Here is a 26569-nt window from a genome sequence, read left to right as displayed (position 1 = left end):
TAGTGTATTAATACCACATAAATAATAATACACTAGATGATGCAGTCTTGTAAAAAAGAAAACAAATGGCAACGATACAACAAAATATTAAAACCTGTGGACTTGTAACAGAATTAACAAAATCTCAAACTGAGAATTTTAAAATTATACAAAAACATTGGATAACCTTTAATGAAGAACTAAAAAAACACAAACTCAATGAAAATGACAAAAATTGGACTAAATACGGAATAACATTTAAGACCTCTGAAAAGTATTTTTATTTAACAGCAATACCAACAAATAATTATTTGTTTCCTGACCATTTTACAAGTTTAGAGATTCCAAAAGGCGAATATGAAATATTTGCCCACAAAGGAAAAATGGAAAATATAAAGGATACAATTCATGAAATTTATAAAGTCCTACTTCCAAAATTAGATTTAAAAATTGAAGACCATACAAAGACTGGTTTTTTGCACTTTGAAAAATATGATTATCGGTTTCAATGGAACAAACCTACTTCTATAATTGACATTTATTTGCCTATAAAGACTTATAGATGAAAAATTTGCCACAGATTTAACAAATTTAAATCCAATTTTTATTAATTGGTACAAAAGTTAAATCTGTAAAAAAAATTATTTGAGGATTTTTTTATACAAAATAGATTGATCTGCAAATTTCTTTAATTCGATTTTTGGCTCTCCAAACAGAGAAATTTCTGATTTCCCGGTTGCTGTTATTGCTAAATTTCCGTTTGTATATACACTACATTTTGTATTGCTTTCGGTTGTAAGATCTAGTGTTTTTGAAGTCATCATTTTGCCTTCGTAAGTTGCGTTGCTATCTAAACGAAGTTTCATCTCGTTTGTATTTCCTTCTACAACGGCTTCAGATTTCTGATACAAATCGAATTTTAATTTATTAGACGAAATTTTTGCTTTTATAGCAGCATTTTTACTCATTTCGATAAATGCCTCTTCACTTTTTAAGTTTAGTTCTACTTTAGATTTATCGTTTGCTAGTAATGTAAAATTTGGGGTATTTGCACTGATAATAGTCTTAGAATAATCGTAAGTTTTAATGGTAATACCCTTCAATACAATATCGGAAACGGCATTTAGCTTTGCTTCGTGTTTTACCGATATTAATTTTAAACTATCTGTATAAGTTACTCTTATTTCTAATTTTTTAAAACCTGATATTTCTTTATTTGTATTTAAACGTAAAGAATTGCCATAAGTTTGATGGTTTATAGCGGTATGCAAATTTTCGTCGGTTTCTATTTCGAGAGCATTTTTATCTCCTTTTACTAAAAAAACTTCTAGGTTGTCTTCTATTTCAAGCTCTGTAAAAGCACTAACTTCAATTTTTTCTATGGTAACAATTTTAGATCCTTTTACTTTTTCTTTTTTTTGGGCAAAAGTTATTGTAGTAAATAGGACGGCAAAAATAAGTAGGTTAATTTTTTTCATTTTATAATATGTTTGTCACAAATATAAAAAAATCATTCCCTTTTGGTGAATGATTTTAATAAATTTATTTTTTTTTATTCCTTATCTACGCTGCCTCCAGAATTTTCTTCGACAGCTAAATTTTTTGGTGTTTTAGAATATTTTATAGTGCTTCCGCTCGATGCGTGTGCTTTTAGTTTCAGAATTGGATTTACAATTGTTGTGCTTCCGCTTGTACTTTGAGAACTTATATCATTGGCTAACAACCTACTAGCATCTATACTACTACCACTAGATGAGGCTGTTGTTACCTCTAGGGCTTTGCCTTCAATATTCAGCTCGCTTCCGCTTGTGGCTTCTAGTATAATTTTCTCGGCTTCAACATTTGCAATTATATTGCTTGCACTACTGGTTTTTAAATAAATAATATTGCCTTTTATATTATTTTTTGTAACTAATATTGAGGCGCTTGTGGCTTCTAAACCTAAAATAATTGGTATTTGAACTTTTATTTTTTTAGCTTTTACGTTATTAAAATTACTGTATTTTGATGATATTTGCAATACCCCATTTGTCACTGTTGTAATGATGCCGGCTTGTAAATTATCGTCGGCTTCAATTACAACTTTTTGAATATCTCCTTGTGTTACTTCGCAGTCTAAACCTTGACTTACTTCAATTTTTGTAAAAGGGGCCAAGCTTCTTTCTCTTGTAATAACATGACCGCTTCCTGTTATTTTATTTCCTAATTTTATATCATATTTGCAAGAAGAAAAGAGTATTGCAATTAGCAGTCCAACAACAAATTTGGTTAGTAGTGTGATGATTTTTATCATGATTACTTAGTTTTTATAATGATTCCGTCTTTATTTATTTTTAATTCTTTAAAATCTTTAGCACTAGATATTGTAGTGTCATTTTTAATAGAAATCACGTCTTCATTGATGGTTACATTTGGCGTGCGAATGTTTGTATCATCATCTTGTTCATAATCTGATTCTTCGTTTTCGTTAGCAGGACAGTTCGTGCATTTTACTTTATTGTCTTCTACTTTATATACATCATTTTTAGATTCTGGATTCCAAGAAAAATAATCACCATTTGTTTCTTCATAACGTCTTAATGAACTATCTGGTTTTAAGTAAGTTCCTTTAGGAAGGTATAAAAACAATGCTACACGCTGGTCTCTAAACCTGTTTTTAACGTTGTGCAACAAATAATTATCTAAAATTAATTTATTTCCTTCAATTTTTAAATTGTAGATTATTTTTTCGGCTCTTTTCTGAGCTTCATCTGGCGTTTTTCCGTTGGCTAGTTTTTCGATTTGTAAGTAGGGTAATTTCTCATCGGTTGGCATAATTTCGATAGATACATTGTTAGAATATACTATTTCTTTACCATGCTCGTCTTGCATTAATCTAAAATCATCATGATTATCTACGTCTTTAGAATAAAAATCATTGTTTTTAAATTTTACAAAAAGAGTATCGGTTGGACTAATATTAATACTTTGTTTTTGAACCACTTTGCCATCAAAAGCAAGTTGTGTAGCTTCTTTTATTCCTAGGGCAATAAGAATTGCAAGAGCGATTATCCAAAGGGAAAGCAAACTATACTTAGCGATACTTCCTATCGATTTTAAGTTTGTGACAAGTAATTTTAATCCTAATATTAATAAGAAAAAGAAAGGAATTCCGAAAACTAATAGAAATAATATTCCCTGAATCCATAACGGGGTTTCCAGACCAATAGGAGTTGATATGTAATTGAGTGCAAAACTATCAGGCATTGTCGAGGAAAAAAGCATCACTATACTTGCAACAAAAAAACCAAGTAATGATATTGATGCAACCATTACGATAAGAGCGCCTAAAAATTTTGCGAAAATACCCAAAATACTGATAATAACATCGCCTAAATTACTTCCTACTCTAGACGAATTAGATTTCATTTTGTCGCTAAAATCATTACTAAAAATTTTCACTTTTTCAGAAACCGTACCCATACCGTCTTTAAAATTCACATCGGCATTTTTAAACTTTTCAGATAAGTTTTCAAACTCTTCCTTTACTTTTTTTTCGATATTAGAAATGTTTATAGGCTCGCCCTGCATTTCTAATTTTTCGGTAGTAGTTACTGCTTCTGGCATGACAATCCAGAGGATAATATAAAGTAAAAAACCCGTTCCAAAACTTAACAATAAGACCAACATAATTAGTCGTAACCAAACTTTATCTATCCCAAAATAATACCCTAAACCAGCTAAAACCCCACCAATTATCCCGTTTTCTTTATCACGATATAATTTTCTAGAACCTGATGATGCATAATTATAATTAGGTTGTCTTGGTGCCTCGTCTTCAATTTTGTAATCCTCAGGCTGCCCCATCACCGCAATAACATCATCTACCTCTTTCAGACTAATAACTTGTTTTGCACCAGTTAATTTCTCCGAAAAAAGTTCAGAAACTCTACTTTCTATATCGTTCATAATTTCCTCACGACCGTCGCTAGAAAGAGATTTCTTTATAGCATCAAAATAGCGATTCAATTTCTGATAAGCGTCTTCATCTATATGGAAGAAAAAACCTCCTAAATTCATGTTTACTGTTTTATTCATGGCTATTATTTTTGAATAGTTATAATGTTTACCGCATCAGACAATTCTGTCCAAGTGCTATTTAATTCGTTTAAAAATATTTGTCCTTCTCCCGTTAATCCGTAATACTTTCTTGGCGGCCCAGAAGTAGATTCTTCCCAGCGATAACTAAGCAAATTATCGTTTTTAAGCCTCGTAAGCAAAGGATACACCGTACCTTCTACCACCAGTAGCTTTGCGCTTTTTAGCGTGTCTAAAATTTCCGAAGTATAAGCTTCTTTGTCTTTTAAGACCGATAAAATACAAAACTCGAGAACCCCTTTTCGCATTTGCGCTTTCGTGTTTTCAATGTTCATAAAATTTCTTTTTTAGTAATTAAACTGTTCTTTTTTTGATTGATGATGATTCTTTTTTTTTAGGAGCTATTTCCAGCTTTTCGTTACAATCTTTTTGTTTTTTAAAGAAAAAAACAAAAAGGATTTCCACTGCAATCTGGGCTAGGGCATTACAGCAAATAAAAGCATTATAATTCTTACACAAACCCCCAAATTATTTCAACTTATATACCTTATCGGGTATAATTTTATTTAAAAAAATTAATAACCAACGGATATTTAAAATATTCGCCTTCATTGGTTTTTATAGCACCGTAAATGATTAGAAAAAATTCGGCAATTTTCATAAAACAAAACAATCCAATAGCAACCAAAGCAACAATAACAATACTAGAAACATTTCCCGCACATAGTTTTTCGAAGATAAAATTACCCTTATCAAAATCATTAAAACTAACCGTATTAAATATCGAAAACAATAAAATAGGAATCGAAACAACTAATAAAATAACCGAATACAACAACATACTTAACTGAAAATTAATCACTTGCTTGCCATTATAATCTGTAAATTTAGACGAATCCTTTCTACTTGCCCACAACACAATAGGTAAAACATAATTCCCAAAAGGAATAAAATATTTAGTTAAAACACTTAAATGAATAAATGTACCGTAATTTTTTTCTTTGGCCGATACTAAAACTGCTTCCATAATTTTTATTTTTTTTTATTTAACAACGAAAACAACAGTACTTTCTTTTAGCTATTAATTTCCTATACAAAGATACAGTTTAAAAAAGCTATTATGTATTACAAAGTACTAAATATTAACATATATTTAACATATACAAATATTATGCGTACATAGTATTTTTTTGTACATTAGCGAAAAATATAGTGTTATGGAGTTTTCAGCATCAAATTTAAATAAGTTTTTATTTTTCAAATTACCAGCAGCTTTTTGGTCTGGCGTAAGAGCAAAAAGCATCACCCAAACACAATGCGTGGTAACAGTAAAACATCGTTGGGCAAACCAAAACCCATTCAAATCTATGTATTTTGCTGTACAAGCCATGGCTGCCGAACTTACAACAGGCGCAATGGTGATGCTACATATTCAAAAAAGCAAACAAAAAATTTCTATGCTAGTAGCCAATAACAAAGGAAATTTCACCAAAAAAGCAACAGGAAGAATAACATTTATTTGCAACGACGGACATCTAATAGAAGAGGCAGTAAAAAAAACCATCGAAACTGGCGAAGGTCAAACCTTCTGGATGAAATCTATAGGCACTAACGAAAAAGGAGAGCAAGTTTCCGAAATGGATTTCGAATGGAGTATTCGACTAAAATAAAATACTTTCAACAATAGTTAAATTCTATACAATTAATTAATATTTAAGACAATCATTTATTAATTTTAAACAAAAAAACTATAATGAAAGTCCTTATTACTGGCGCAACTGGCCTTATAGGAACAGTGCTCACCGAATTGCTACTACAAAACGGCATAAAAATTAACTATCTCACAACAAACAAACAAAAAATAACACACCAACCCAATTATAATGGGTTTTATTGGAGTCCAGAATCTGGAGTTATCGACGAAAATTCTCTAATAGATGTAACAACAATCATACATCTAGCAGGCGCAAGCATTGCAAAACGCTGGACACCAAAATACAAACAAGAAATAATTGAAAGCAGAGTATTATCAGCAAACTTACTATATAACGCGCTAAAAAATAATCCGCATCAAGTAAAACAATTCATATCAGCATCAGCAATAGGAATTTATCCAGATAGCCTAAATAATTATTATACTGAGAATTTTACAAAATTCGAAAATACATTCCTATCTAATGTAGTTATAAAATGGGAAGAATCCGTTAATCAAATCGAAAGATTAAACATTAATGTTTGTAAACTTCGAACTGGCCTAGTACTATCTACAAAAGGCGGCGCACTTCCAGAAATATTAAAACCAATAAAACTAGGGGTTGGCTCCGCTATTGGCTCGGGAAAACAAATGCAATCCTGGATACACATACACGATTTAGCAAACATGTTTTTATTTGCCCTACAAAACAATCTTCAAGGCATTTATAATGCAGTCGCACCAAACCCAGTTACAAATTACGAACTAAATTATACCGCAGCACAAATTTTAGACAAACCCTTTTTTATGCCCAACATTCCTCGATTTATTATCAAATTAGCATTAGGAGAAATGCACACTTTGCTTTTCGAAAGCCAAAATGTAAATGCCAAAAAAATAGAACAAACTGGTTTCGAATTTCAATACAAATCAATACAATCAGCTCTTAAGCAACTGCTAAAAAAATAAAAAAGCGTTTGTCGCAACAAACGCTTTTCTAGTATGGTGAATTAATAATCGTATATAAAAAGGTATTGTGCAATTTCTAATTATTATTTTCAAATCTAAACAATTATTATCATAATATTCTTAAAATTATATTAAAGTTTTTAATGACAATTTGACATTGTTTTATAATTGGCAGCAATTTTGCAATGGGTAAAGAATGTTTCAAAATATATTTAAAAATAAATCAAAGATGACTACCGAGAATACTGAAATTGATAAAGAATTAGATGAAATAACATTAAGCGAAAATGCTAATGGTGAGCAATTAATCATAGAAGAATTAAGTGTTGAAGAACAATTAACTAAAGATTTAGCAAACGAAAAAGACAAATTTTTACGCCTTTTTGCCGAATTCGAAAACTACAAAAGACGTACTACAAAAGAAAGAATAGAGTTATTTAAAACTGCCAATCAAGAAGTTTTACAAGCCATGTTGCCAGTTATGGACGATTTTGACAGAGCTATTGTCGAAATTTCTAAATCAGATGACGAAAACCTAATAAAAGGTGTCGAACTTATTCACTCAAAACTAAAAGACACTTTATTCTCTAAAGGGCTAGAAATTGTAGAAATAAAAACAGGCGACGCTTTCGATGCAGATTTTGCCGAAGCAATTACACAAATTCCAGCTGGCGACAAACTAAAAGGCAAAGTAGTCGATGTAATCGAAAAAGGTTACAAATTAGGCGAGAAAATAATCCGTTTTCCTAAAGTAGTAATCGGAAACTAAAATATTAAGATCTTCTAATTAAAATTTAATTAGAAAATCCTTAATCCTTATTTTAAAAATGAAAAAAGATTTTTACGAAATATTAGGCGTTACAAAAAGTGCAAACGAAGCCGAAATAAAAAAAGCTTATCGCAAAAAAGCAATCGAGTTTCATCCTGACAAAAACCCTGGTGATGCTGCTGCCGAAGAAAAATTTAAAGAAGCAGCAGAAGCATACGAAGTGTTAAGTGACGCTCAGAAAAAAGCACAATATGACCGTTTCGGACACCAAGCCTTCGAAGGTGGCAATGGTGGCGCAGGCGGAGGATTTCACGGAGGTGGCATGAACATGGACGATATTTTCAGTCAATTTGGAGATATTTTCGGTGGTGGTGGTGGCTTCGGCGGATTTGGTGGCGGTGGCGGTGGTCAGCGTCGCACTAAAGGAAGTAATTTGAGAATAAAAGTCAAATTAACGCTAGAAGAAATTGCCAACGGTATCGAGAAAAAAGTTAAAGTAAAACGAAAAACACAAGCACAAGGCGTTTCGTACAAAACCTGCTCTACCTGTAACGGTCAAGGTCAAGTAATGCGTGTTACCAATACTATCTTGGGTCGTATGCAATCAGCTTCAACCTGTCCAACTTGCGGCGGTTCTGGTCAAATGTTAGACAAAAAACCAGCCAATGCAGATGCACAAGGAATGATATTAGAAGACGAAACAGTTTCTATAAAAATCCCCGCAGGTGTTGTAGATGGAATGCAACTAAAAGTTTCTAACAAAGGAAACGATGCACCAGGAAACGGAATACCAGGAGATCTTATTGTTGCCATCGAAGAAATAGAACACGAATTCTTAAAACGTGAAGGCGAAAATTTACATTACGATTTGTATATTAGTTTTGCCGAAGCCGTTTTAGGAGTATCTAAAGACATTGAAGCCGTAAACGGAAAAGTACGCATCAAATTAGAAGAAGGAATACAATCAGGAAAAATCCTTCGACTAAAAGGAAAAGGAATTCCAAGTGTAAACAGTTACGGAAACGGAGACTTACTAGTACATGTAAATGTTTGGACACCAAAAACATTAAACAAAGAACAAAGACAATTTTTTGAAAATAATCTTTCAAACGAAAATTTTATTCCAAGTCCAGAAAAATCAGAAAAATCATTCTTTGAAAAAGTAAAAGACATGTTCTCCTAAATTTATAAAACGGATTTTACATCCGTTTTATTTTTTTTCCCATCTTAGTGCAAATTAAGGTGGGTTTTTTGTAACAAATAGCTACACTTTTCTACTAATTCTTTACATTTACACATGCGAGGTCAAAAAGACTGAACAGACAAAACAAATCAACTTTATACTAATGAGTAATATTCTTGAAGTTAAAAATGTAATCAAACAATACGGCAATTATACCGCCCTAAATAGTGTTTCATTACAAGTTCCTAAAGGTAGTATTTACGGGCTTTTAGGCCCAAATGGTGCTGGCAAAACCTCTTTAATTCGTATCATCAACCAAATTACAATGCCAGATAGTGGCGAGATAATTCTAGATGGCCAAAAACTTGCACCACACCACGTGCAACATATAGGCTATATGCCAGAGGAACGTGGCTTGTATAAAACGATGAAAGTAGGCGAACAATGCTTGTACCTAGCACAACTAAAAGGATTATCTAAAGCAGAAGCACAAAAACAACTCAAATACTGGTTCGAAAAATTCGAAATTGAAGGTTGGTGGAACAAAAAAATACAAGAACTATCTAAAGGAATGGCACAAAAAGTACAGTTTGTAGTCACCGTTTTGCACCAACCCAAATTATTAATTTTTGACGAACCTTTTTCAGGTTTCGATCCTGTGAATGCCAATTTAATAAAAGACGAAATCTTAGAATTAAAGAAAAAAGGATCTACCATTATTTTCTCTACACATCGCATGGAAAGTGTCGAAGAATTATGCGATGATATCGCCTTAATACACAAATCTAACAAACTTATTGAAGGAAAACTAGAAGATGTAAAACGCCAATACCGAAAAAACACCTTCCAAATAGGCATCATGACCAACAATACAGAAAGACTAATGTATGATTTAACCCAAAAATTTGCAGTAACCCAAACAAATTTTAAATCGCTAAATGATGACTTAAAACTAGAGATAGATTTAGGAAATTCAACATCAAACGAACTATTACAAATACTTACAAATCATGGGCAAGTAACACATTTTGCAGAAAACATTCCAAGCGTAAACGATATATTTATTCAAACAGTAAGCAACTAATTATAAAATTAGCCATTCAATATTCACCCCTTTAAATATTGAAAAAAAAAAAAAAACTAAGAAGCCTAAAAACCCAAAAAAATGTCTGTATTATCACTTATCATAAAAAGAGAATTTATTGCAAAAGTTCGCAATAAATCATTTATCATAATGACCTTCTTAAGTCCGTTACTAATCGTAGGATTGTCATTTTTTGTAGGCTATCTAGCCAATATGAATAAAGACGAAGTCACAAAAATTGCTATTCATGACGAATCCGGAGTTTTAATATCCAATTTCAAGAACACCAAAGAAACCACATATGTCGATCTGTCCAGAATGCCATTACAACTAGCAAAAAACACCGCAAACAAAAACTACGAAGGACTTATTTTTGTTCCCAAAGTAACCAATATTCAAGAATTAGCCACGAAAGTCGAATATATTTCAGACGACAGTCCAAGTATGAAATTTATCATAGAAACCGAAAAAACAATCGATAATAAATTAACAAAAAACAACCTCACCACACTAGGCTTCGATTATACCAAAATCGAAAAAGCAAAAGTAAACGCTAACATACACCTAACTAAATTCTCAGGAGAAAACACCATAAAAGGCATCAACGAAATAAAAATAGCAATAGGGGGCGCATTTGGCTACCTAATCATGATGTTCATCATCATCTACGGAAATTTCGTCATGCGAAGCGTAATCGAAGAAAAAACATCTCGAATCATCGAAATCATCATCTCATCAGTAAAACCATACCAATTAATGATGGGAAAAATCATAGGAAACTCATTAGCAGGCATACTACAATTTGCCATTTGGGCAATCGTAGGCGCCATTCTATTATTTGGCGTTTCAACCTTCTTTGGCATACAAACAGGAGCACAAGCCAGCGTCGATCCCGCTATGATAAACGCCGTTCAGCACGAACTAGGAACAACAATACAAAGCTACATCAAAGAAATATTCAACCTACCATTAGCAACATTACTCACCTGCTTCATAATCTATTTCATAGGAGGCTATTTCCTATACAGCTCATTCTACGCAGCCATCGGAGCCGCAGTCGATTCCGAAACAGACTCACAACAATTCCTACTCCCAATCATAACCCCCTTAATGTTAGCTGTTTATATCGGTTTTTTTACAGTAGTCAATGACCCACACGGAACCGTAGCCACCATCTTCTCTATGATTCCCCTCACCTCCCCAATCGTCATGCTCATGCGAATTCCCTTTGGCGTACCATGGTGGCAACTAGCCCTATCAATTACCCTACTATTCACAACATTCCTAGGCGTAGTCTGGTTTGCCTCAAAAATATACAGAGTAGGTATCCTAATGTATGGCAAAAAACCAACCTGGAAAGAACTATACAAATGGCTAAAATACTAATATATATATACATCAATTAGAAGCCAATCACACGGGCATTTTCAGCAAATCATATACCTGCTGTACGTTACAATCTCGCCAAGAAAAATGGCGAGGATTTCCACTTCCATCAGGGCTAAAGAGAAAAATTTTCGTACTTTTGCAAACAAATTTCCAATCAAACCAATAACAAAACCAACAAATAACCCAACAAACAGATGCCAAAAATCCTAATCATCGAAGACGAACCAGCAATCCGACGTGTACTAACCAAAATACTATCAGAAGAAAGCGACACCTACATCGTCAGCCAAGCCGAAGACGGACTACAAGGACTCGAAAAAATAAAAAATGAAGACTACGATTTAGTCCTTTGCGACATCAAAATGCCAAAAATGGACGGTGTCGAAGTACTAGAAGCCGCAAAAAAAATAAAACCCGAAATACAAATGGTCATGATTTCCGGTCACGCAGACCTAGAAACAGCCGTAAACACAATGCGATTGGGCGCCTACGATTATATTTCGAAACCACCAGATTTAAACCGTTTGCTAAACACCGTACGCAACGCTTTAGACAAAAAAAAGTTAGTCATAGAAAACAAAATCTTAAAAAAGAAAATTTCCAAAAAATACGAAATCATAGGCGAAAGCCAACCCATCAATCAAATCAAAGACATGATTGAAAAAGTAGCCCTAACCGAAGCTCGCGTCTTAATTACAGGACCAAACGGAACAGGAAAAGAACTCGTAGCACACCAATTACACGAAAAAAGCGAAAGAGCCAATTTCCCAATAATCGAAGTAAACTGCGCAGCAATACCATCAGAACTCATAGAAAGCGAACTATTCGGACACGTAAAAGGCGCATTCACATCAGCCATAAAAGACCGTGCAGGAAAATTCGAAGCCGCAGATGGTGGGACAATATTCCTAGACGAAATAGGAGACATGAGCCTTTCAGCACAAGCCAAAGTACTACGTGCCCTACAAGAAAACCTAATACAAAGAGTTGGAGCAGACAAAGACATCAAAGTAAATGTTCGTATCATCGCAGCAACCAACAAAGATTTAAAACTAGAAATTGCCCAAGGCCGTTTTCGAGAAGATTTATACCACCGTTTAGCCGTAATTTTAATAAAAGTACCAGCACTAAATGATCGCCGTGATGACATTCCGTTATTAATAGAATATTTTAAAGACAAAATAACATCAGAAGAAGGAAATATAGCAAAAACCTTCTCAAAACAAGCCATAAAATTATTACAAGAATACGACTGGACCGGAAACATTCGAGAATTAAGAAACGTAGTAGAACGCCTAATAATCCTTGGAGGAAACCAAATTTCTGAAGACGATGTAAAACTATTTGCAAGTAAATAAAAATCTTGTTGGCAATATGAGTTGTAAACTCCTAAACAAAGCTACAACCCAAAACCCAAAACCTACAACAATAAAAAATGAAACTAAAAAAAATAAACGAAAATCTACAACAAGCACTTATAGAAAACGGTCTAACCCAAGCCAATGAGTTGCAAAAAGAAACATTTAGCACTATAAAAAGTGGTGCCGATGCAGTTATTGCAGCCCCAAAAGGCGCTGGAAAATCAACAACAATAATACTAAATGTAATTCAACGAATGGAAAAATCCTTCGGAGAAAGTACAAGAGCATTAATCATCGTCGAAAACAAAGAGCGTGTTTTAGAAATGGAAAACATGTTCCTAAAATACGGAAAATACCACGATTTAAGTGTTTTTGGTGTACACGAAAAGGGTGATGTAGATTACGACAAAAATGTAATTTCAATGGGACTTGATGTACTTATAGGAACACCAAACAGGATAAACGCGATGTTCTCATCGGCAGGTTTTAACATTAGCACCGTAAAAATGTTTGTAGTAGATGATTGCGATATTCTTTTTAGAAACAGAATGGATGCTGTAGTAGACAGATTATCAAACAGTATCGATAAAACACAACGCCTTTTTTTTACAACCGATCTAACCGAAAGAGTAGAATCTCTAGCAGACAAAATAATGATCGAACCTTTGTTTTTTGAAATGGAAGACCAAGAAAATAATGAAGAAGAAGAAAATATTGAACAACAATAAGAATCGATTTTTAAACTTTAAACAACAAAAACAATATTCATAATGGGATTGATGAAAATATTTTCGGGAAGCGAAATTTTAGCACAAGCTTTACAAGCAAAAATTGAAGCCGTTGGTGTAAATACAATTGTAAAAAACAACATTCAATCAGCTAAACTAGCAGGTTTTGGTACTGCCGACCAAGCGGTAGAAGTTTTTATACAAGAAATAGATTTTGGAAAAGCAAATCCAGTGATTGAAGAATTTAGAATGAGCATATAAACAAAAAAACTTCTGAAATTATCAGAAGTTTTTTTTTGTCTTTCTAAACCCTTTAATAATTACAACTTGTGCATATTTTCAGTCAAAGTTTCAATAAACTTGCTTATTGGTCCTTTTATCATCATGGCCATCATTGCATTAAAATCACCATCAAAAAGCAATTGTACTTCAGTCGAATCTGAAGAAATTTCGGTAATATTTGCAGTTAGTGTAAAGGGTAATTTATCGCTTGCTGCCCCTAAAATAATTTGAGAATTAGCCTTTTTCTCTTTCATTTTAAGCTTTATTTCTGGCATACCTTTTAACCCAAAAATAAAAGCATTTTCGTCTAATACTTCAAATTTTGCAATATTGTCAGGCATTAATTTTTCAAAATTTTTAACTTGACATAATTCATTAAAAATATATTCTGAGCTTTTCTGTACAGTAACTTTTTGGCTTTCTAAATTCATATATTATATTGTTAGATTAGTAGATATTCTTATATTTTTACAACTCTTTAAATTTTTAATATTTATGAGTTATATAACAACATTCCATTCAGACGGATTTTTTCGCCATTCTTGAAGTAAATTTTGTTCTTTCTTTGTAATATATTCTTTGGCAACAGCCAGTTCTAATAAGCTTTCGTAATTACTTAAGGTAAATAAATCGACCTTAGCATTAGCAAAATTATCAGTAGCAACTTGAAATCCGTAAGAAAAAACGGCGGCCATACCTTTTACATTAGCACCTTCGTTACGCAAAGCTTCTACAGCAAGCAAACTACTATTTCCTGTACTAATTAAGTCTTCAACGACAATGACATTCTGACCTTTTTGCAAAAAACCTTCCACCTGATTTAGTCGTCCGTGTTTTTTTGCTTCGGGACGCACATACACAAAGGGAAGTCCTAAACTCTCGGCAACTAATATACCAATGCCTATTGCGCCTGTGGCAACACCTGCAATAACATCTGGTTTTCCAAATTGTTTTTCGATATTTTTAGAAAATTCGTCGCGAATATAATTCCTTATCGCTGGAAATGAGAGAATTACCCTATTATCACAATAAATAGGAGATTTCCATCCTGAAGCCCATGTAAAAGGATTTTCAGAATTCAATTTAATTGCATTTATTTGTAAAAGCAATTCAGCAGTTTTGCTAGCAGTATCTTTATTAAAAATCATAGTACAAATGTATAAAGTTTTTGTGAACGACAAGCCACTTTTTCTAACAAATGAAATCAAAAAAGAAACTGATTTTAAATTTTTCTTGTTAGAAAGCGCAGATATCAATCAGATTATTGTTAATTTCTTCCAGAACAAACTACAGCAAGCTTACCTGTATCACCCTGACGAAAAAGAAATTATGAAAACCCTAAAGGCCAAAATCCCTGTTCATAAAGCTGGTGGCGGATTGGTTTATAACAAAAATGGTGCCGTACTTTTTATTTTCAGAAATGGAAAATGGGATTTACCAAAAGGCGGAATCGAAAAAGGAGAACTCATAGAAGACACTGCTATTCGCGAAGTAGAAGAAGAAACTGGCGTTACTGGTCTTACAATTACAGGAAAATTGCAAAAAACCTACCATGTTTTTAAACGCAACGGCCGTTATAAACTAAAAATTACGCATTGGTACGAAATGAAAACTAATTTTGAAGGAACACCAACGGGGCAAATCGATGAAGGAATCGAAAAAGTTGCTTGGCTTAATCCTGATGAAATAAAAGAAGCTTTAAAAAATTCGTACGAAAATATTAAGTTATTATTTGAAGAAGAAAAATTAATTACGAATTAAAATTACAATGTTTTTTTTGGTTAATCGCTGCAAAATAGTTTTATCGAATTAATAATAACCCAACGCTGATGGTATCGATTTGATAAATTAAAACACAGTTGTACAAACATTTAAAAAAAAACGCAATTCATGATTTTTAATTCGTAATTCGTAATTGAAAAGTTATCTTTGCAAAATGAATAACAACCCCCATTCCAATAATATATTGCTTAATTTAGGCATCGAAAGTCTAAACGAAATGCAAGAAGTTGCTCAAGATGCTATTTTGAACGACAATAATGTTTTATTACTATCGCCAACAGGTTCCGGTAAAACATTGGCTTTTTTATTGCCAATTTTCGAAATGTTGCAAGAAAATATAACTTCAGTACAATGTTTAATTTTAGTTCCATCACGAGAATTGGCCCTGCAAATTGAACAAGTTTGGAAAAAAATGGGCACTTCATATAAAGTAAATGTGTGTTATGGCGGGCATTCTATAGATACCGAAATAAAAAATTTAAGTAATCCGCCCGCAGTTCTTATAGGAACGCCAGGCAGAATAGCCGATCATATAGACAGAGGAACTTTTAGTGTAGATGCCATTCAAACGTTAATTTTAGATGAGTTTGACAAATCCCTACAATTGGGTTTTCATGAGCAAATGTCATTTATCATTAATAGATTACCAAAGCTAAACAAACGTGTTTTGGTTTCTGCTACTTCTGATATTGAAATCCCGAAATACACCAGAGTTATCAATCCTACGGTTTTAGACTTTATCCCTTCGGAAGAAGAAAAAACAAATTTGTTGTTTCAACTGGTGGTTTCTAAAGACAAGGATAAGATTGGAAGTTTGTTTAATTTAATATGCTCATTAAAATCGGAATCGGCTATTATTTTTTGCAACCATCGTGATGCTGCCGAAAGAATTAGCGATACACTAAACGAAAAAGGAATTTATGCCACATATTATCATGGCGGAATGGATCAGGACGAACGTGAACGAGCCTTAATCCAGTTTAGAAACGGAAGTGTAAGTTATTTAATTACTACCGATTTAGCCGCTCGTGGATTGGATATTCCAGAAATGAAACACGTAATTCATTATCATTTGCCCTCTAAAGAAGACGAATTTACACACCGAAACGGTCGAACCGCTAGAATGTTAGCAACTGGAACAGCTTATCTTGTTATTCACGAAAGTGAAAAAAAACTAGAATATATAGATTATAAAATGCCAGTTTTAGAGGTAGAAAATTCGACTTCATTACCCAAAGCACCAGAATTTCAGACGATTTATATTTCTGGCGGAAAGAAAACAAAACTGAATAAAATAGACATTGTAGGTTTCTTTTCTCAAAAAGGAAAACTCGAAAAAGGTGATTTAGGATTAATCGAAGTGAAAGATTTTATTTCGTTTGCCGCCGTAAAATCTAAAAAAGTAAAAGATTTGCTAAACAATATTCGTGACGAAAAAATGAAAGGCAAAAAGTTTAAAATTGAAGTAGCGAGGAAGGTACTTAAAAAAGAAGAGGATTAGATAGCAGATTTTAGATTAAGAATGTTTTTTATCTAGATCTGCAAACTGCTATCTAATTCGAAGCATGTTCATAAGCACCAATATCTGAAGTAGGAAAAGTTCTAGAATTACCATCGGCATCTAAAGTTATATAATACGGAGCATTTGAATTTGCTCTTCCTTTTGCAGCAGATGCCAACCCAATTCGTAAATTATTTTTAGCCACATTTTTAAATTTAGGATCAAAAGTTGTTGTGCTATTACTCCTCAAATTGTTATTAGACGGCGCAAATAGATTTGTATATAAAGGGTTGTCACTAAACTGATTGTTAGTATCATTAAACTTAATCAAACAATTTGTTATATTGGTCATGAAGTTTAAACCAGGAGTATCTACTTTATTTATTCCCATTTCTATATTATTTGGACCATAAATAATACAATTTGTAAAATTAGCCTGCAATTGAAGAGAAACGCTAACAATTTTTCCGTTTTCTGTGTAAGCATTGTCTAAATAAACCGTAGGACTTTGCCTAGAAGTACCTTGCCAATAATCAGCAAAAGTACAATGTACAAAATTATAAGTTCCTCCTAATATGCAAGCAAGACTAGATTTTCCTGCATTATTTATTACAATATTATCCCCATTTATTTTTCCCTTTCTAGCTATAATACCATAATTAGAGCTGTTATAAATTTGTGTGTTCGATATTTGAACTGCTGTGGCATCTTGCCTATCTATAAAAATTCCTACGGTCGAATTTTTTATAGTAACGTGATTAAACACATTGTTCGTACTACCTTCAGCAAGATAAATAATTCCCCATTGCCCTGGTGTTTCAGCAAAAGAAGGCTCTAGCCTATCCCCTTCAAAAATAACTTCATTAACCAGTGGCGTTGCTGTAGGCGAAGGCAAACCGTTTACCTGAATACTGCCACCTCTTTTTACAAAAATTCCTGATTTGTCATGAAAATGTATTCGAGCACCTTTGTCTATAATTAATTTTTTGCCTGAATCTACTCCAGCATAACCGTATATTACATAAGGTTTTGCTTTGGTAAAATGCAATTTAGTTCCAGTCAATTCGAACCCATAAGTATAACTATTAGGATCGTTATTATCTAATTGCAATTGCTCGTTTATAGTCCTGTCAGGAAACAAAAAAACAGCATCTTGTATGAGTGTAACTAAATTTACTTTTTGTTGTAAAGCCCCCGCATCAAACAAAATTTCGTCGGTATAAAGCATATCTGCGGGATTTGCAGCAGCTATATCGACCGTGGTTTCTATAAAAACAAATAAACTATCGTGGGCCAAAAGTTGAACATTCGGGAATATTTTTCCGTTTGTTCCCCTCATACCATCAACCATCAGTCTATATTTTGAGGCATTTCCTTTTCCTAAAGCAATACTCGGAATGGTAATATCATTGTTACTCCTGTTATAAACTTTTAGCATATAAGTACTTGACCCAATATTTGCAAAAACAGTATCTAAATATACGGTAGTTTTAGAAAACTCTAATTTTCCTGAACTGGGAACAGTCTCAAAATCCTTTCGGCATGAAGTGATACAAATAACTAAAGCAAGTATAAATAGGATCGAATAACGCATTGGTAATTTAATTTTTTATAAAAATAGTAAAAATGTACTAACGAACGAAAATGTTTTTTATTTCACCGAAGATTTTCGTGAATTATTTTAAAAAAAAACTAATTTTAGTATAGTTTATAAATTAGTGCAATTAAATGCTCTTTTTTATTCTCTAAATCTGCAAATCTTGGCTAAAATATTTTAGTACGAATACCAACATCCCTAATAAATAATCTTATTTTTTTTGTAAATTTGAAACACAAAAACAAACATTATGACTTTCGACAAAGATAAAATACTCGCCATGTGCAACACCATGTGCAAAAATACATTGATGGAAACCCTTAAAATTGAATTTACAAATGCTGGAGAAGATTTCCTGGTAGCCACAATGCCTGTAAATTCTGGCGTTCATCAACCCATGGGATTATTACATGGCGGCGCTAGTGTTGCCCTTGCAGAAAGTGTAGGAAGTGCCGCATCGATGCTATTTGTAAATCCCGAATTAAGCGAAATAAGAGGCATCGAAATATCAGCCAATCATCTTAGAGCAAAAAGAGAAGGAATAGTTACAGGAACAGCAAGAATAGTACACAAAGGAAGAAGTATTCATCTTTGGGAAATAAAAATTACCGATGAAAATGATAAATTAATTTCTCTTTGCAAATTGACGAATATGGTTTTACCAAAGCGAAAAATTTAAAACCATAATGAATATTATTTTTAATAAAGGAAAAGATTTTCTCAGCAAAAAAATACCTTTCGTTATATATTGCAAACCCAATTCTAATAAATTAGTTGGTGTTTTTCAAAAAAATGACAATCTATTTGAAATAGAAAATTTTGAAGAAATAGGCTTTGCTTTTGTTTCTTTTGATGGAAAAAAAAAATATTTAATACCAAAAAACGAATCAGATATTTATATAGAAACAATAACCAAAATAGATCATTGTACTGAAAATAAAATTAATATAAATATTAATGCCAATGCAAAAATAACTTTCGAAAATTTAGTTAAAAAAGGAATAAATGCAATACAAAACAAGCAATTTGACAAAGTAGTATTATCCAGAAAAGAAACATTAAAAATTAATGTTTTTGATTTCCAAAACGTATTTAATAAGTTCCTTTTTAATTACCAAAACACATTCAAATATTGCTTTTACCACCCCAAAATTGGCTTTTGGATGGGTGCCACACCAGAACAATTTTTGCAATCGTATCAAAACACAATTAAAACAGTTTCTTTTGCAGGAACGCAACCTTATTGCGAAAAAGAAAAATATATTTGGGAAGAAAAAGAAAAACAAGAACAACAGTTTGTAACCGATTTTATTTTAGATAATCTAAAAAAACATAGCACTCAAATTTTATTTTCAGAACCATATACATTTAGAGCCGGAAGTGTTGTACATCTTAAAACAGATATTGAAGCAATAATTAATACCCAAAATAACTTTAGCAATATTATTAAAAATCTACACCCAACCCCAGCCGTTTGTGGCTTACCTAAAGACCGAGCCATGCAATTTATAATAAACAATGAAGCCTATGACAGGACTTATTACACCGGTTTTCTTGGCGAATTAAATATTGATTTTGAAACTCTTAAAAACAAAAAATCCGATTTATTTGTTAATTTAAGATGTATGAATATCGAAGATAATCTTGCAAATATATACATTGGTTGTGGCATTACAAAAGATAGTATTGCCGAAAACGAATTTACAGAAACAGTAAACAAATCGAAAACAATGACAAAAGTTTTATAAAAAAAAAGCATAACAATTTCAGTAGAAGTCGAAATTATTATGCCTTTTTTAAAATCTAAATAATCAAGAATTATTTTTTTCCGAACAAACTATTAATATCTGCTTTAGTCATCGAATCTGAAATTCCAGTAGCCGTAGTTACTTTATTTTTACTCATAAACTGCATAGTAACCAGTTTTTGTAAGCTTTTTGTGTAGTGCAACCAAATAATATCGTTAGGCAAATCTAGTTTAATATCTGATACCGGGGAAGCGTTATAACCATTAGAAATAATAGTATATAAGGTTTCGAAATCGCCCGCTAAATCTTTAAAATTAAATTTAACAATACCATTATCTACATCCTCAATATTCTTAAAAGAAACAGTATATTCATTCCCTTCTTTTTGAATATAAATATTATTATTTCCGTTATCTCCTATTCTTCCTATTTTTTCAATAGGCACTGTTTCTATAACTCTTATCTGACTGAATCCTAAGTAGTTGATTAATAAAAATGCAATTGCAATAATTTTTTTCATGATCTGTTTGGGTTTTTGGGTTATTATTTTTTTAATAAAAATTTTAACAAACGTAATCAAAAAATATTACGAAATAAACTATTCAAACTTAAATTTTAAATTACGAAAAAAAATATTTAGCCCAAAACTATCTATTAACGGTAAACTTTCTTTGCGATTCTTAATGTATCAATCTATTTTTTTTATAAATTGCTAACAAAAGAAATACATCAGACTATTTTTTAATTAACCTAAAAAAAATGAAACTAGACATACTTGCTTTTGGCGCTCATCCAGACGATATCGAATTGGGTTGTGGCGCTACGATTGCTAAAGAAATTTCGCTTGGAAAATCTGTAGGAATCATAGATTTAACACGTGGTGAGTTAGGAACTCGAGGCTCTGCAGAAATTAGAGATACAGAAGCTGCAAAGGCTGCAAAAATCCTTAAAGTCTCCGTGAGAGAAAACCTTGGTTTTAGAGATGGTTTTTTTAAAAACAACGAGAAACACCAACTAGAAGTTATTAAAATGATTAGAAAGTATAAACCCCAAATTGTGCTTTGTAATGCTATTGATGATCGTCATATAGATCATGGTAAAGGAAGCAAATTAGTTTCTGACGCTTGTTTTTTGTCAGGATTGTCTAAAATAGAAACCAATATAGATGGCAATATACAAGAAGCTTGGAGACCAAAGGTTGTATATCATTATATACAATGGAAAAATATAGAGCCTGATTTTGTAGTCGATGTTTCTGGCTTTATAGATATTAAGATGCAAGCTATTATGGCATACGATTCGCAGTTTTACAATCCAAAATCGAATGAGCCAGAATCGCCTATTACCTCTAAAAATTTTCTAGATAGTGTAAAATATCGTGCTCAGGACTTAGGAAGGATTATAAACACTCAATATGGCGAAGGTTTTACTACCGAAAGATATTTGGCTATCAATAACTTAGGAGATTTGTTATAATTTTTTTTGTTTTTTTTTTATTTTTAACTTGCAAAACAAGAAATTTGTATTATCTTTGCACTCGTTAAACAAATGGTGGTTGTAGCTCAGCTGGTTAGAGCGCTGGTTTGTGGTGCCGGAGGTCGCCGGTTCGAAACCGGTCATCCACCCTAAATAACGCAAAAGCTTCGAAGTAATTCGAAGCTTTTTTTATGCCGTAATTTCTTTAAAATAATTCTTTTTTTGAGATGAATACGGATCAAGTCGAAAACCTGTGGATTGACAAAAATCAGGTATAAATATTATTTTACTCTGACTGCTTCAGGAACCAAAACACTATAATCACCACCATTTCTAATTACGTCGCGAACAATACTCGAACTTATAAACGAAGTGCTTGCTGCTGTTAGCAGAAAAATAGTTTCTATTTTAGATAATCTTCTGTTGGTATGAGCGATGGCTTTTTCGAATTCGAAATCGGCAGGATTGCGAAGCCCTCGAAGTATAAAATCTGCTCCTAGTTTTTTACACAAATCGATAGTTAATCCTTCGTAACTAATTACAGAAACTGAGGGTTCGTCTTTAAAAGTTTCTTTGATAAAACGTTTGCGATCTTCGAGCGAAAACATATATTTTTTTTCAGCATTTACACCAATGGCAATAATAATCTCATCAAAAAGAGGAATACTTCTTTTAATGATGTCTGAGTGTCCTAGAGTTAAAGGATCGAACGAACCTGGGAATATGGCTTTTCTCATTTCTTTTGTTGTAGGTTGTAGGGTATAAATTATAGGTCTAAAAAAAGTATCATTTATACCCTACAACTATTTTATTTCTTCCAAATTGGTTTTCTACTCAAAGCCAATGTTATTTCATTATCTAACATTTGGGGCATATCCATCTTTGCAAACATTGCTTGTTGCGGAAATATGCTTTGTGGCGATAGTCCGGGATTGGTATTTATTTCGATAAAGTGCGGTATGCCATTCATAATAATAAAATCGGTTCTAGAAAAACCTGACATTCCTAGCGAATTGTATATTTTTTTGGCAGATTCGGCAACCAATATTTCTTCTTCTTTCGAAATTCTTGCTGGTGTAATTTCTTCCGATTTTCCTAAATATTTTGCTTCATAGTCGAAGAAATCATTCTGCGAAAGTATTTCGGTAATACCTAAAACCTTGGTTTGGCCTTTATAATTTAAAACGCCAACCGAAACTTCTGTTCCGTTAAGATACGATTCTATCAGGATTTCGTTGTCTTCTGCAAAAGCAAATTCTAGTGCTTTTTCTAATTGATCTAAAGCATCAACTTTAGAAACCCCTAAACTACTACCTGATTGGTTTGGTTTTACAAAAAAAGGCAATCCAAGTGCTTTTTTTATTTCATTTCCATCAATAACATCACCTTTTCGCAAATAAATAGATTTTGCTTTTGGGATATTAAATTTGGTTAAAACCGATAAAGTATCACGTTTGTTAAATGTTAATGCGGATTGGTAAAAATTACAACCCGTATAAGGAATGTCTATTAGCTCCCAATAGGATTGCAAATGTCCGTCTTCGCCTGGTGTACCATGAACGGTATTTATGGCAACATCAAACTTTGTTATAATACCATTTTTTGTAAAAGAAAAATCTGCTTTATTAATTGGGTATTTTTCACCCTCAATAACTACCGACCAATCTTTTAGAAGTATATGAACTTCGAAGATGTTATACTTCGATTTATCTAAATTATTTAAAATTAACTGACCACTTCTTAACGAGATTACACTTTCGTCAGAATAACCACCCATAACCACTGCTACATTCATCTAAAAAAAAATTAAATTACTTAACAAAATTATCATTTTTTTTCGAATGAAAACACTTTACTATTTTATTATCTTTGTCAAAATACATTTTTATGAGTTTCAAGAAATTTTTATTCAGTTTTACCTTTATTAAGCAAGTACTTATTGCTATTACTATTGTGTGCACAACCCTATATTTGTTTATCGTTTGGATAGGTTTTACCACAAATCATGGTCAGGAAATTGTTGTGCCTAATTTAAGTAAATTAACATTAGAACAAGCAGAATCTAAACTAGACGAACTAGATTTAGATTACGAATTACTAGATACAGTAGATTATAATGCGGATTTTCCTAAACTTTCAATAGTGCAACAAGACCCTAATCCGGGAGAAAAAGTAAAACAAAACAGAGTTATTTACTTAAAAATAAACTCAACAGGGTATTCGAAAGTACGCATTCCAGATTTAATTCAGAAAACGTATCGTCAAGCCGTGCCAACACTTGCCGCATTAGGGCTTGAAGTAGGAGATACAACCTATGTGCCTAATCTTGCAAAAGATATGATATTAGAAATGAAAATGAACGGACACCCTATAAAAGCAGGACAACAAGTACTAAAAATGACTAAAGTAGATTTAGTTCTTGGTGACGGAAAAATAGGTTTTGAAGAAGAAGAACTAAACGGTTCTGAAAATGATAGTATTAAAAATGATTTAACAAAATAATGAACGAAAATATAACGACCGACAGTGAACTAGATCAAGAATTATTTGAACACCATAAGTTTGTTGCCACAAAAGGACAATCGATACTAAGAATAGACAAATATTTGATGCATTTATTAGAAAATGCAACCAGAAACAAAATACAACAAGCAGCAACGTCAGGCAATATTTTTGTAAACAATATTCCTGTAAAATCTAATTATAAAGTAAAACCGTTCGATGTGGTTACAATTATGTTATCGCATCCACCATTCGAAAACAGAGTAGATCCAGAAGATATCCCGCTAGACATCGTTTATGAAGACGATGCTTTGTTGCTCATAAACAAACCCGCAGGATTAGTTGTGCATCCAGGTCACGGAAATTATACAGGAACATTAGTAAATGCCTTGGCTTTTCATTTTCAGAATTTACCACTAAACAGCAGCGAACGCCCAGGATTAGTACATAGGATTGATAAAGATACCACAGGACTTTTAGTCATAGCAAAAACAGAACAAGCAATGACTCACTTGGCAAAACAATTTGAAAACAAAACTTCCGAAAGAGAGTATATTGCCATCGTTTGGGGAAATGTGCAAAAAGACGAAGGAACCATTGAAGGTAATCTGGCCAGACACCTAAAAGATCGTATGCAAATGGCAGTTTTTGCCGATCCAGAAATTGGAAAACCAGCCATTACTCATTATAAAGTATTAGAGCGTTTTGGCTATATTACGGTTATTTCCTGTAAGCTTGAAACAGGTAGAACGCACCAAATACGGGCACATTTAAAACATATTGGGCATCCATTATTTAATGACGAGCGTTACGGAGGACACCTAATACTAAAAGGAACAACCTTTACAAAATACAAACAATTTATAGACAATTGTTTCAAAATATTACCACGCCAAGCATTGCATGCTAAAACATTAGGATTCGAACACCCTACCACAAAAGAAATGATGCGCTTTGATACCAATTTGCCTTCAGATATGCAGGAATGTATCCAGAAATGGCGAACCTATTCCAACACAAATACATTAAACGAAGAAGATTAAATTTTGTAAATACTAAAAAAAATAAGTTTATCAGATTATTTTCATAAATAAACAAATACTATATGAAATATAAAAACCCATTCTTAGTACTCGTATTAATCACAATAACAAGTTGTTCAGCTCAAAAAGCAAGAAAAAATGAAGTTGTAACTGATGCTACAAAATATATAAAAACAATTACCACCCAAGATCTAAAAACACACCTTACCATTGTTGCCTCAGACAAAATGGAAGGACGAAACACAGGATCAAAAGGCCAGAAAGAAGCAGGGAATTATTTAATAGACACTTATAAAAGTAACGGAATCTCTTTTCCAAAAGGAGCCGAAAATTTTTACCAGAAAGTTCCAGCATCCTTTATGAATAAAGATTTTGGCGAAAAATTACCAGATTCAGAAAATATTTGGGCATATATAGAAGGCTCCGAAAAACCCAACGAAATCCTCGTAATTTCAGCACATTATGACCACATAGGAATAAAAAACGGAGAAATTTATAACGGTGCCGACGATGATGGCTCAGGAACAGTAGCCTTATTAGAAATTGCACAAGCTTTTCAACAAGCAAAAAACGAAGGTCACGGCCCAAAACGTTCTATCCTTTTTCTCCATGTAACTGGCGAAGAACACGGTCTGCACGGCTCTCGTTATTATACAGAAAACCCTTTGTTTCCAATAGCCAATACCATTGCCAATATTAATATAGACATGGTAGGACGCCGTGATGATTTTCACAAAAAATCAAACAATTACATTTACCTTATAGGTTCAGATTATCTCTCGACCAATTTGTATAAAGTTTGCGAACAAGCCAACAAAAAATATACAAACATCACTTTAGATTACAAGTTTAACGACCGCAACGACCCAAACCGTTACTACTATCGATCAGACCATTATAACTTTGCAAAAAACAACATACCATCGGTATTTTTGTTCAATGGCGTTCACGCAGACTATCACCAAGCATCAGACGAAATAAACAAAATAGAATTTGATGCCCTAGCAAAAAGAACACAACTAGCATTTAGCATCGCTTGGCAGCTAGCAAACCAAAAGCAAAGACCAAAAGTAGATAAACCAGGTAATTAATTTTTTTTAGGGCGTGACCACAAGGGTCGTGTTATTCGCTTGTAGTCCTCGCACTTCCTTCGTCAGGCTGTGGGCTACCGCTACTACCACTCACGCAAGAAACAGTATCTTATAATAGCAACTAAAAAGTTAAAATCTAGCAATATAATTTTATAATTAACACACCTCAAAAAAAATATTTAATCATTTAAATTTCAATAATCTAGCCTAAACCATCGTTGGTTATACCTGGCTAAAATTGTCAAAAAGCCTATATATAGAGCTCTAAAAGCGGCAATATCATAGGTAAAATAAAACTAATACCATTTAAAGTTT

The 26569-nt window shown here is 32.7% G+C and carries 29 protein-coding genes and 1 tRNA gene; 19 read left to right on the top strand and 11 right to left on the bottom strand.

The window, feature by feature from the left end; translation table 11 throughout:
• The first annotated feature begins 65 nt into the window (after positions 1-65).
• A complete protein-coding gene (locus B0A57_RS01720; RefSeq protein ID WP_052079090.1) occupies positions 66-545 on the top strand; it encodes a GyrI-like domain-containing protein in 480 nt (159 codons plus the stop codon).
• Positions 546-620: 75 nt separating this feature from the next.
• Here B0A57_RS01720 and B0A57_RS01715 read toward each other — a convergent pair whose 3' ends face one another.
• The 5 genes from B0A57_RS01715 to B0A57_RS01695 form a co-directional block, all read right to left on the bottom strand.
• Positions 621-1457, bottom strand: a complete 837-nt coding sequence (locus B0A57_RS01715) for a GIN domain-containing protein (RefSeq protein ID WP_034097933.1) — start codon at positions 1455-1457, stop codon at positions 621-623.
• Between the two features lie 74 nt (positions 1458-1531).
• A complete protein-coding gene (locus B0A57_RS01710) occupies positions 1532-2272 on the bottom strand; it encodes a head GIN domain-containing protein (RefSeq protein WP_034097931.1) in 741 nt (246 codons plus the stop codon).
• Between the two features lie 2 nt (positions 2273-2274).
• A complete protein-coding gene (locus tag B0A57_RS01705; protein WP_034097929.1) occupies positions 2275-4056 on the bottom strand; it encodes a PspC domain-containing protein in 1782 nt (593 codons plus the stop codon).
• Positions 4057-4061: 5 nt separating this feature from the next.
• The gene (locus B0A57_RS01700) at positions 4062-4391 is read right to left on the bottom strand and encodes a PadR family transcriptional regulator (RefSeq protein WP_011962835.1); all 330 of its coding nucleotides are present in this window, start codon (positions 4389-4391) and stop codon (positions 4062-4064) included.
• Positions 4392-4618: 227 nt separating this feature from the next.
• The gene (locus B0A57_RS01695) at positions 4619-5083 is read right to left on the bottom strand and encodes a DUF4870 domain-containing protein (RefSeq protein ID WP_034097927.1); all 465 of its coding nucleotides are present in this window, start codon (positions 5081-5083) and stop codon (positions 4619-4621) included.
• Positions 5084-5273: 190 nt separating this feature from the next.
• Here B0A57_RS01695 and B0A57_RS01690 point away from each other — a divergent pair, with 190 nt between their 5' ends.
• The 9 genes from B0A57_RS01690 to B0A57_RS01650 all read left to right on the top strand — a co-directional run bounded on the left by B0A57_RS01690 (position 5274) and on the right by B0A57_RS01650 (position 13493).
• Positions 5274-5726, top strand: coding sequence for a DUF4442 domain-containing protein (locus B0A57_RS01690; RefSeq protein ID WP_011962833.1), 453 nt, complete (start codon positions 5274-5276; stop codon positions 5724-5726).
• An 83-nt stretch (positions 5727-5809) separates the two neighbouring features.
• A complete protein-coding gene (locus B0A57_RS01685) occupies positions 5810-6718 on the top strand; it encodes a TIGR01777 family oxidoreductase (protein ID WP_011962832.1) in 909 nt (302 codons plus the stop codon).
• 196 nt (positions 6719-6914) lie between these two features.
• Positions 6915-7487, top strand: coding sequence for a nucleotide exchange factor GrpE (locus B0A57_RS01680; RefSeq protein ID WP_034097926.1), 573 nt, complete (start codon positions 6915-6917; stop codon positions 7485-7487).
• Between the two features lie 58 nt (positions 7488-7545).
• Positions 7546-8670 carry a molecular chaperone DnaJ gene (gene dnaJ / locus B0A57_RS01675; protein ID WP_011962830.1) on the top strand — a complete coding sequence of 375 codons (1125 nt, stop codon included), beginning with the start codon at positions 7546-7548 and terminating at the stop codon, positions 8668-8670.
• A 163-nt stretch (positions 8671-8833) separates the two neighbouring features.
• Positions 8834-9754, top strand: a complete 921-nt coding sequence (locus B0A57_RS01670) for an ABC transporter ATP-binding protein (protein WP_034097923.1) — start codon at positions 8834-8836, stop codon at positions 9752-9754.
• 81 nt (positions 9755-9835) lie between these two features.
• Positions 9836-11140, top strand: a complete 1305-nt coding sequence (locus B0A57_RS01665; protein ID WP_034097921.1) for an ABC transporter permease — start codon at positions 9836-9838, stop codon at positions 11138-11140.
• A 197-nt stretch (positions 11141-11337) separates the two neighbouring features.
• On the top strand, positions 11338-12501 hold the full coding sequence (locus B0A57_RS01660) for a sigma-54-dependent transcriptional regulator (protein WP_011962827.1): 1164 nt from the start codon (positions 11338-11340) through the stop codon (positions 12499-12501).
• Positions 12502-12578: 77 nt separating this feature from the next.
• Positions 12579-13232 (top strand): DEAD/DEAH box helicase, encoded by a 654-nt coding sequence (locus B0A57_RS01655; protein ID WP_011962826.1) that lies wholly within the window; start codon positions 12579-12581, stop codon positions 13230-13232.
• A 42-nt stretch (positions 13233-13274) separates the two neighbouring features.
• Positions 13275-13493 (top strand): putative signal transducing protein, encoded by a 219-nt coding sequence (locus B0A57_RS01650; protein WP_011962825.1) that lies wholly within the window; start codon positions 13275-13277, stop codon positions 13491-13493.
• Positions 13494-13552: 59 nt separating this feature from the next.
• Here the strand turns inward: B0A57_RS01650 and B0A57_RS01645 are convergent, their stop codons facing one another.
• Both B0A57_RS01645 and pyrE read right to left on the bottom strand, forming a co-directional pair.
• Positions 13553-13945: a hypothetical protein gene (locus B0A57_RS01645; protein WP_011962824.1), complete on the bottom strand. Its 393-nt coding sequence runs from the start codon at positions 13943-13945 to the stop codon at positions 13553-13555.
• A 69-nt stretch (positions 13946-14014) separates the two neighbouring features.
• On the bottom strand, positions 14015-14662 hold the full coding sequence (gene pyrE / locus B0A57_RS01640) for an orotate phosphoribosyltransferase (RefSeq protein WP_011962823.1): 648 nt from the start codon (positions 14660-14662) through the stop codon (positions 14015-14017).
• Positions 14663-14669: 7 nt separating this feature from the next.
• On the opposite strand from pyrE, the gene B0A57_RS01635 reads away from it, so the two are divergent.
• Positions 14670-15275 carry an NUDIX hydrolase gene (locus B0A57_RS01635; RefSeq protein WP_034097944.1) on the top strand — a complete coding sequence of 202 codons (606 nt, stop codon included), beginning with the start codon at positions 14670-14672 and terminating at the stop codon, positions 15273-15275.
• Between the two features lie 175 nt (positions 15276-15450).
• On the top strand, positions 15451-16797 hold the full coding sequence (locus B0A57_RS01630) for a DEAD/DEAH box helicase (protein ID WP_011962821.1): 1347 nt from the start codon (positions 15451-15453) through the stop codon (positions 16795-16797).
• 52 nt (positions 16798-16849) lie between these two features.
• Here the strand turns inward: B0A57_RS01630 and B0A57_RS01625 are convergent, their stop codons facing one another.
• A complete protein-coding gene (locus B0A57_RS01625; protein WP_011962820.1) occupies positions 16850-18391 on the bottom strand; it encodes a hypothetical protein in 1542 nt (513 codons plus the stop codon).
• 253 nt (positions 18392-18644) lie between these two features.
• Between B0A57_RS01625 and B0A57_RS01620 the strand changes: the two genes are divergently transcribed.
• The gene (locus tag B0A57_RS01620; RefSeq protein ID WP_011962819.1) at positions 18645-19073 is read left to right on the top strand and encodes a PaaI family thioesterase; all 429 of its coding nucleotides are present in this window, start codon (positions 18645-18647) and stop codon (positions 19071-19073) included.
• A gap of 7 nt (positions 19074-19080) precedes the next feature.
• The gene (locus tag B0A57_RS01615) at positions 19081-20142 is read left to right on the top strand and encodes a chorismate-binding protein (RefSeq protein WP_034097919.1); all 1062 of its coding nucleotides are present in this window, start codon (positions 19081-19083) and stop codon (positions 20140-20142) included.
• A 70-nt stretch (positions 20143-20212) separates the two neighbouring features.
• Here B0A57_RS01615 and B0A57_RS01610 read toward each other — a convergent pair whose 3' ends face one another.
• A complete protein-coding gene (locus B0A57_RS01610) occupies positions 20213-20662 on the bottom strand; it encodes a hypothetical protein (protein WP_034097917.1) in 450 nt (149 codons plus the stop codon).
• A gap of 239 nt (positions 20663-20901) precedes the next feature.
• On the opposite strand from B0A57_RS01610, the gene bshB1 reads away from it, so the two are divergent.
• Positions 20902-21618 (top strand): bacillithiol biosynthesis deacetylase BshB1, encoded by a 717-nt coding sequence (bshB1, locus tag B0A57_RS01600; RefSeq protein ID WP_011962816.1) that lies wholly within the window; start codon positions 20902-20904, stop codon positions 21616-21618.
• A gap of 75 nt (positions 21619-21693) precedes the next feature.
• A tRNA-His gene (locus B0A57_RS01595) sits at positions 21694-21767 on the top strand.
• A gap of 132 nt (positions 21768-21899) precedes the next feature.
• Here the strand turns inward: B0A57_RS01595 and coaD are convergent.
• Complete coding sequence (gene coaD / locus B0A57_RS01590) at positions 21900-22355, bottom strand: pantetheine-phosphate adenylyltransferase (RefSeq protein ID WP_011962815.1); 456 nt, start codon at positions 22353-22355, stop codon at positions 21900-21902.
• A 71-nt stretch (positions 22356-22426) separates the two neighbouring features.
• Positions 22427-23413, bottom strand: coding sequence for a D-alanine--D-alanine ligase (locus tag B0A57_RS01585; protein WP_034097912.1), 987 nt, complete (start codon positions 23411-23413; stop codon positions 22427-22429).
• A gap of 92 nt (positions 23414-23505) precedes the next feature.
• Between B0A57_RS01585 and B0A57_RS01580 the strand changes: the two genes are divergently transcribed.
• The 3 genes from B0A57_RS01580 to B0A57_RS01570 all read left to right on the top strand — a co-directional run bounded on the left by B0A57_RS01580 (position 23506) and on the right by B0A57_RS01570 (position 26254).
• On the top strand, positions 23506-24120 hold the full coding sequence (locus B0A57_RS01580; RefSeq protein WP_034097911.1) for a PASTA domain-containing protein: 615 nt from the start codon (positions 23506-23508) through the stop codon (positions 24118-24120).
• Positions 24120-25163 carry an RluA family pseudouridine synthase gene (locus B0A57_RS01575; protein WP_011962812.1) on the top strand — a complete coding sequence of 348 codons (1044 nt, stop codon included), beginning with the start codon at positions 24120-24122 and terminating at the stop codon, positions 25161-25163. The genes B0A57_RS01580 and B0A57_RS01575 overlap by 1 nt, the downstream gene beginning before the upstream one ends.
• A gap of 62 nt (positions 25164-25225) precedes the next feature.
• Complete coding sequence (locus tag B0A57_RS01570) at positions 25226-26254, top strand: M28 family metallopeptidase (protein ID WP_011962811.1); 1029 nt, start codon at positions 25226-25228, stop codon at positions 26252-26254.
• Positions 26255-26569 lie beyond the last annotated feature (315 nt).

This window comes from Flavobacterium psychrophilum DSM 3660 = ATCC 49418, assembly GCF_002217405.1.
GTDB classification, from domain to species: Bacteria; Bacteroidota; Bacteroidia; order Flavobacteriales; family Flavobacteriaceae; genus Flavobacterium; species Flavobacterium psychrophilum.
The sequence above is the reverse complement of the archived record's forward strand: the minus strand, read 5'-3'. Positions and strand labels throughout refer to the sequence as shown.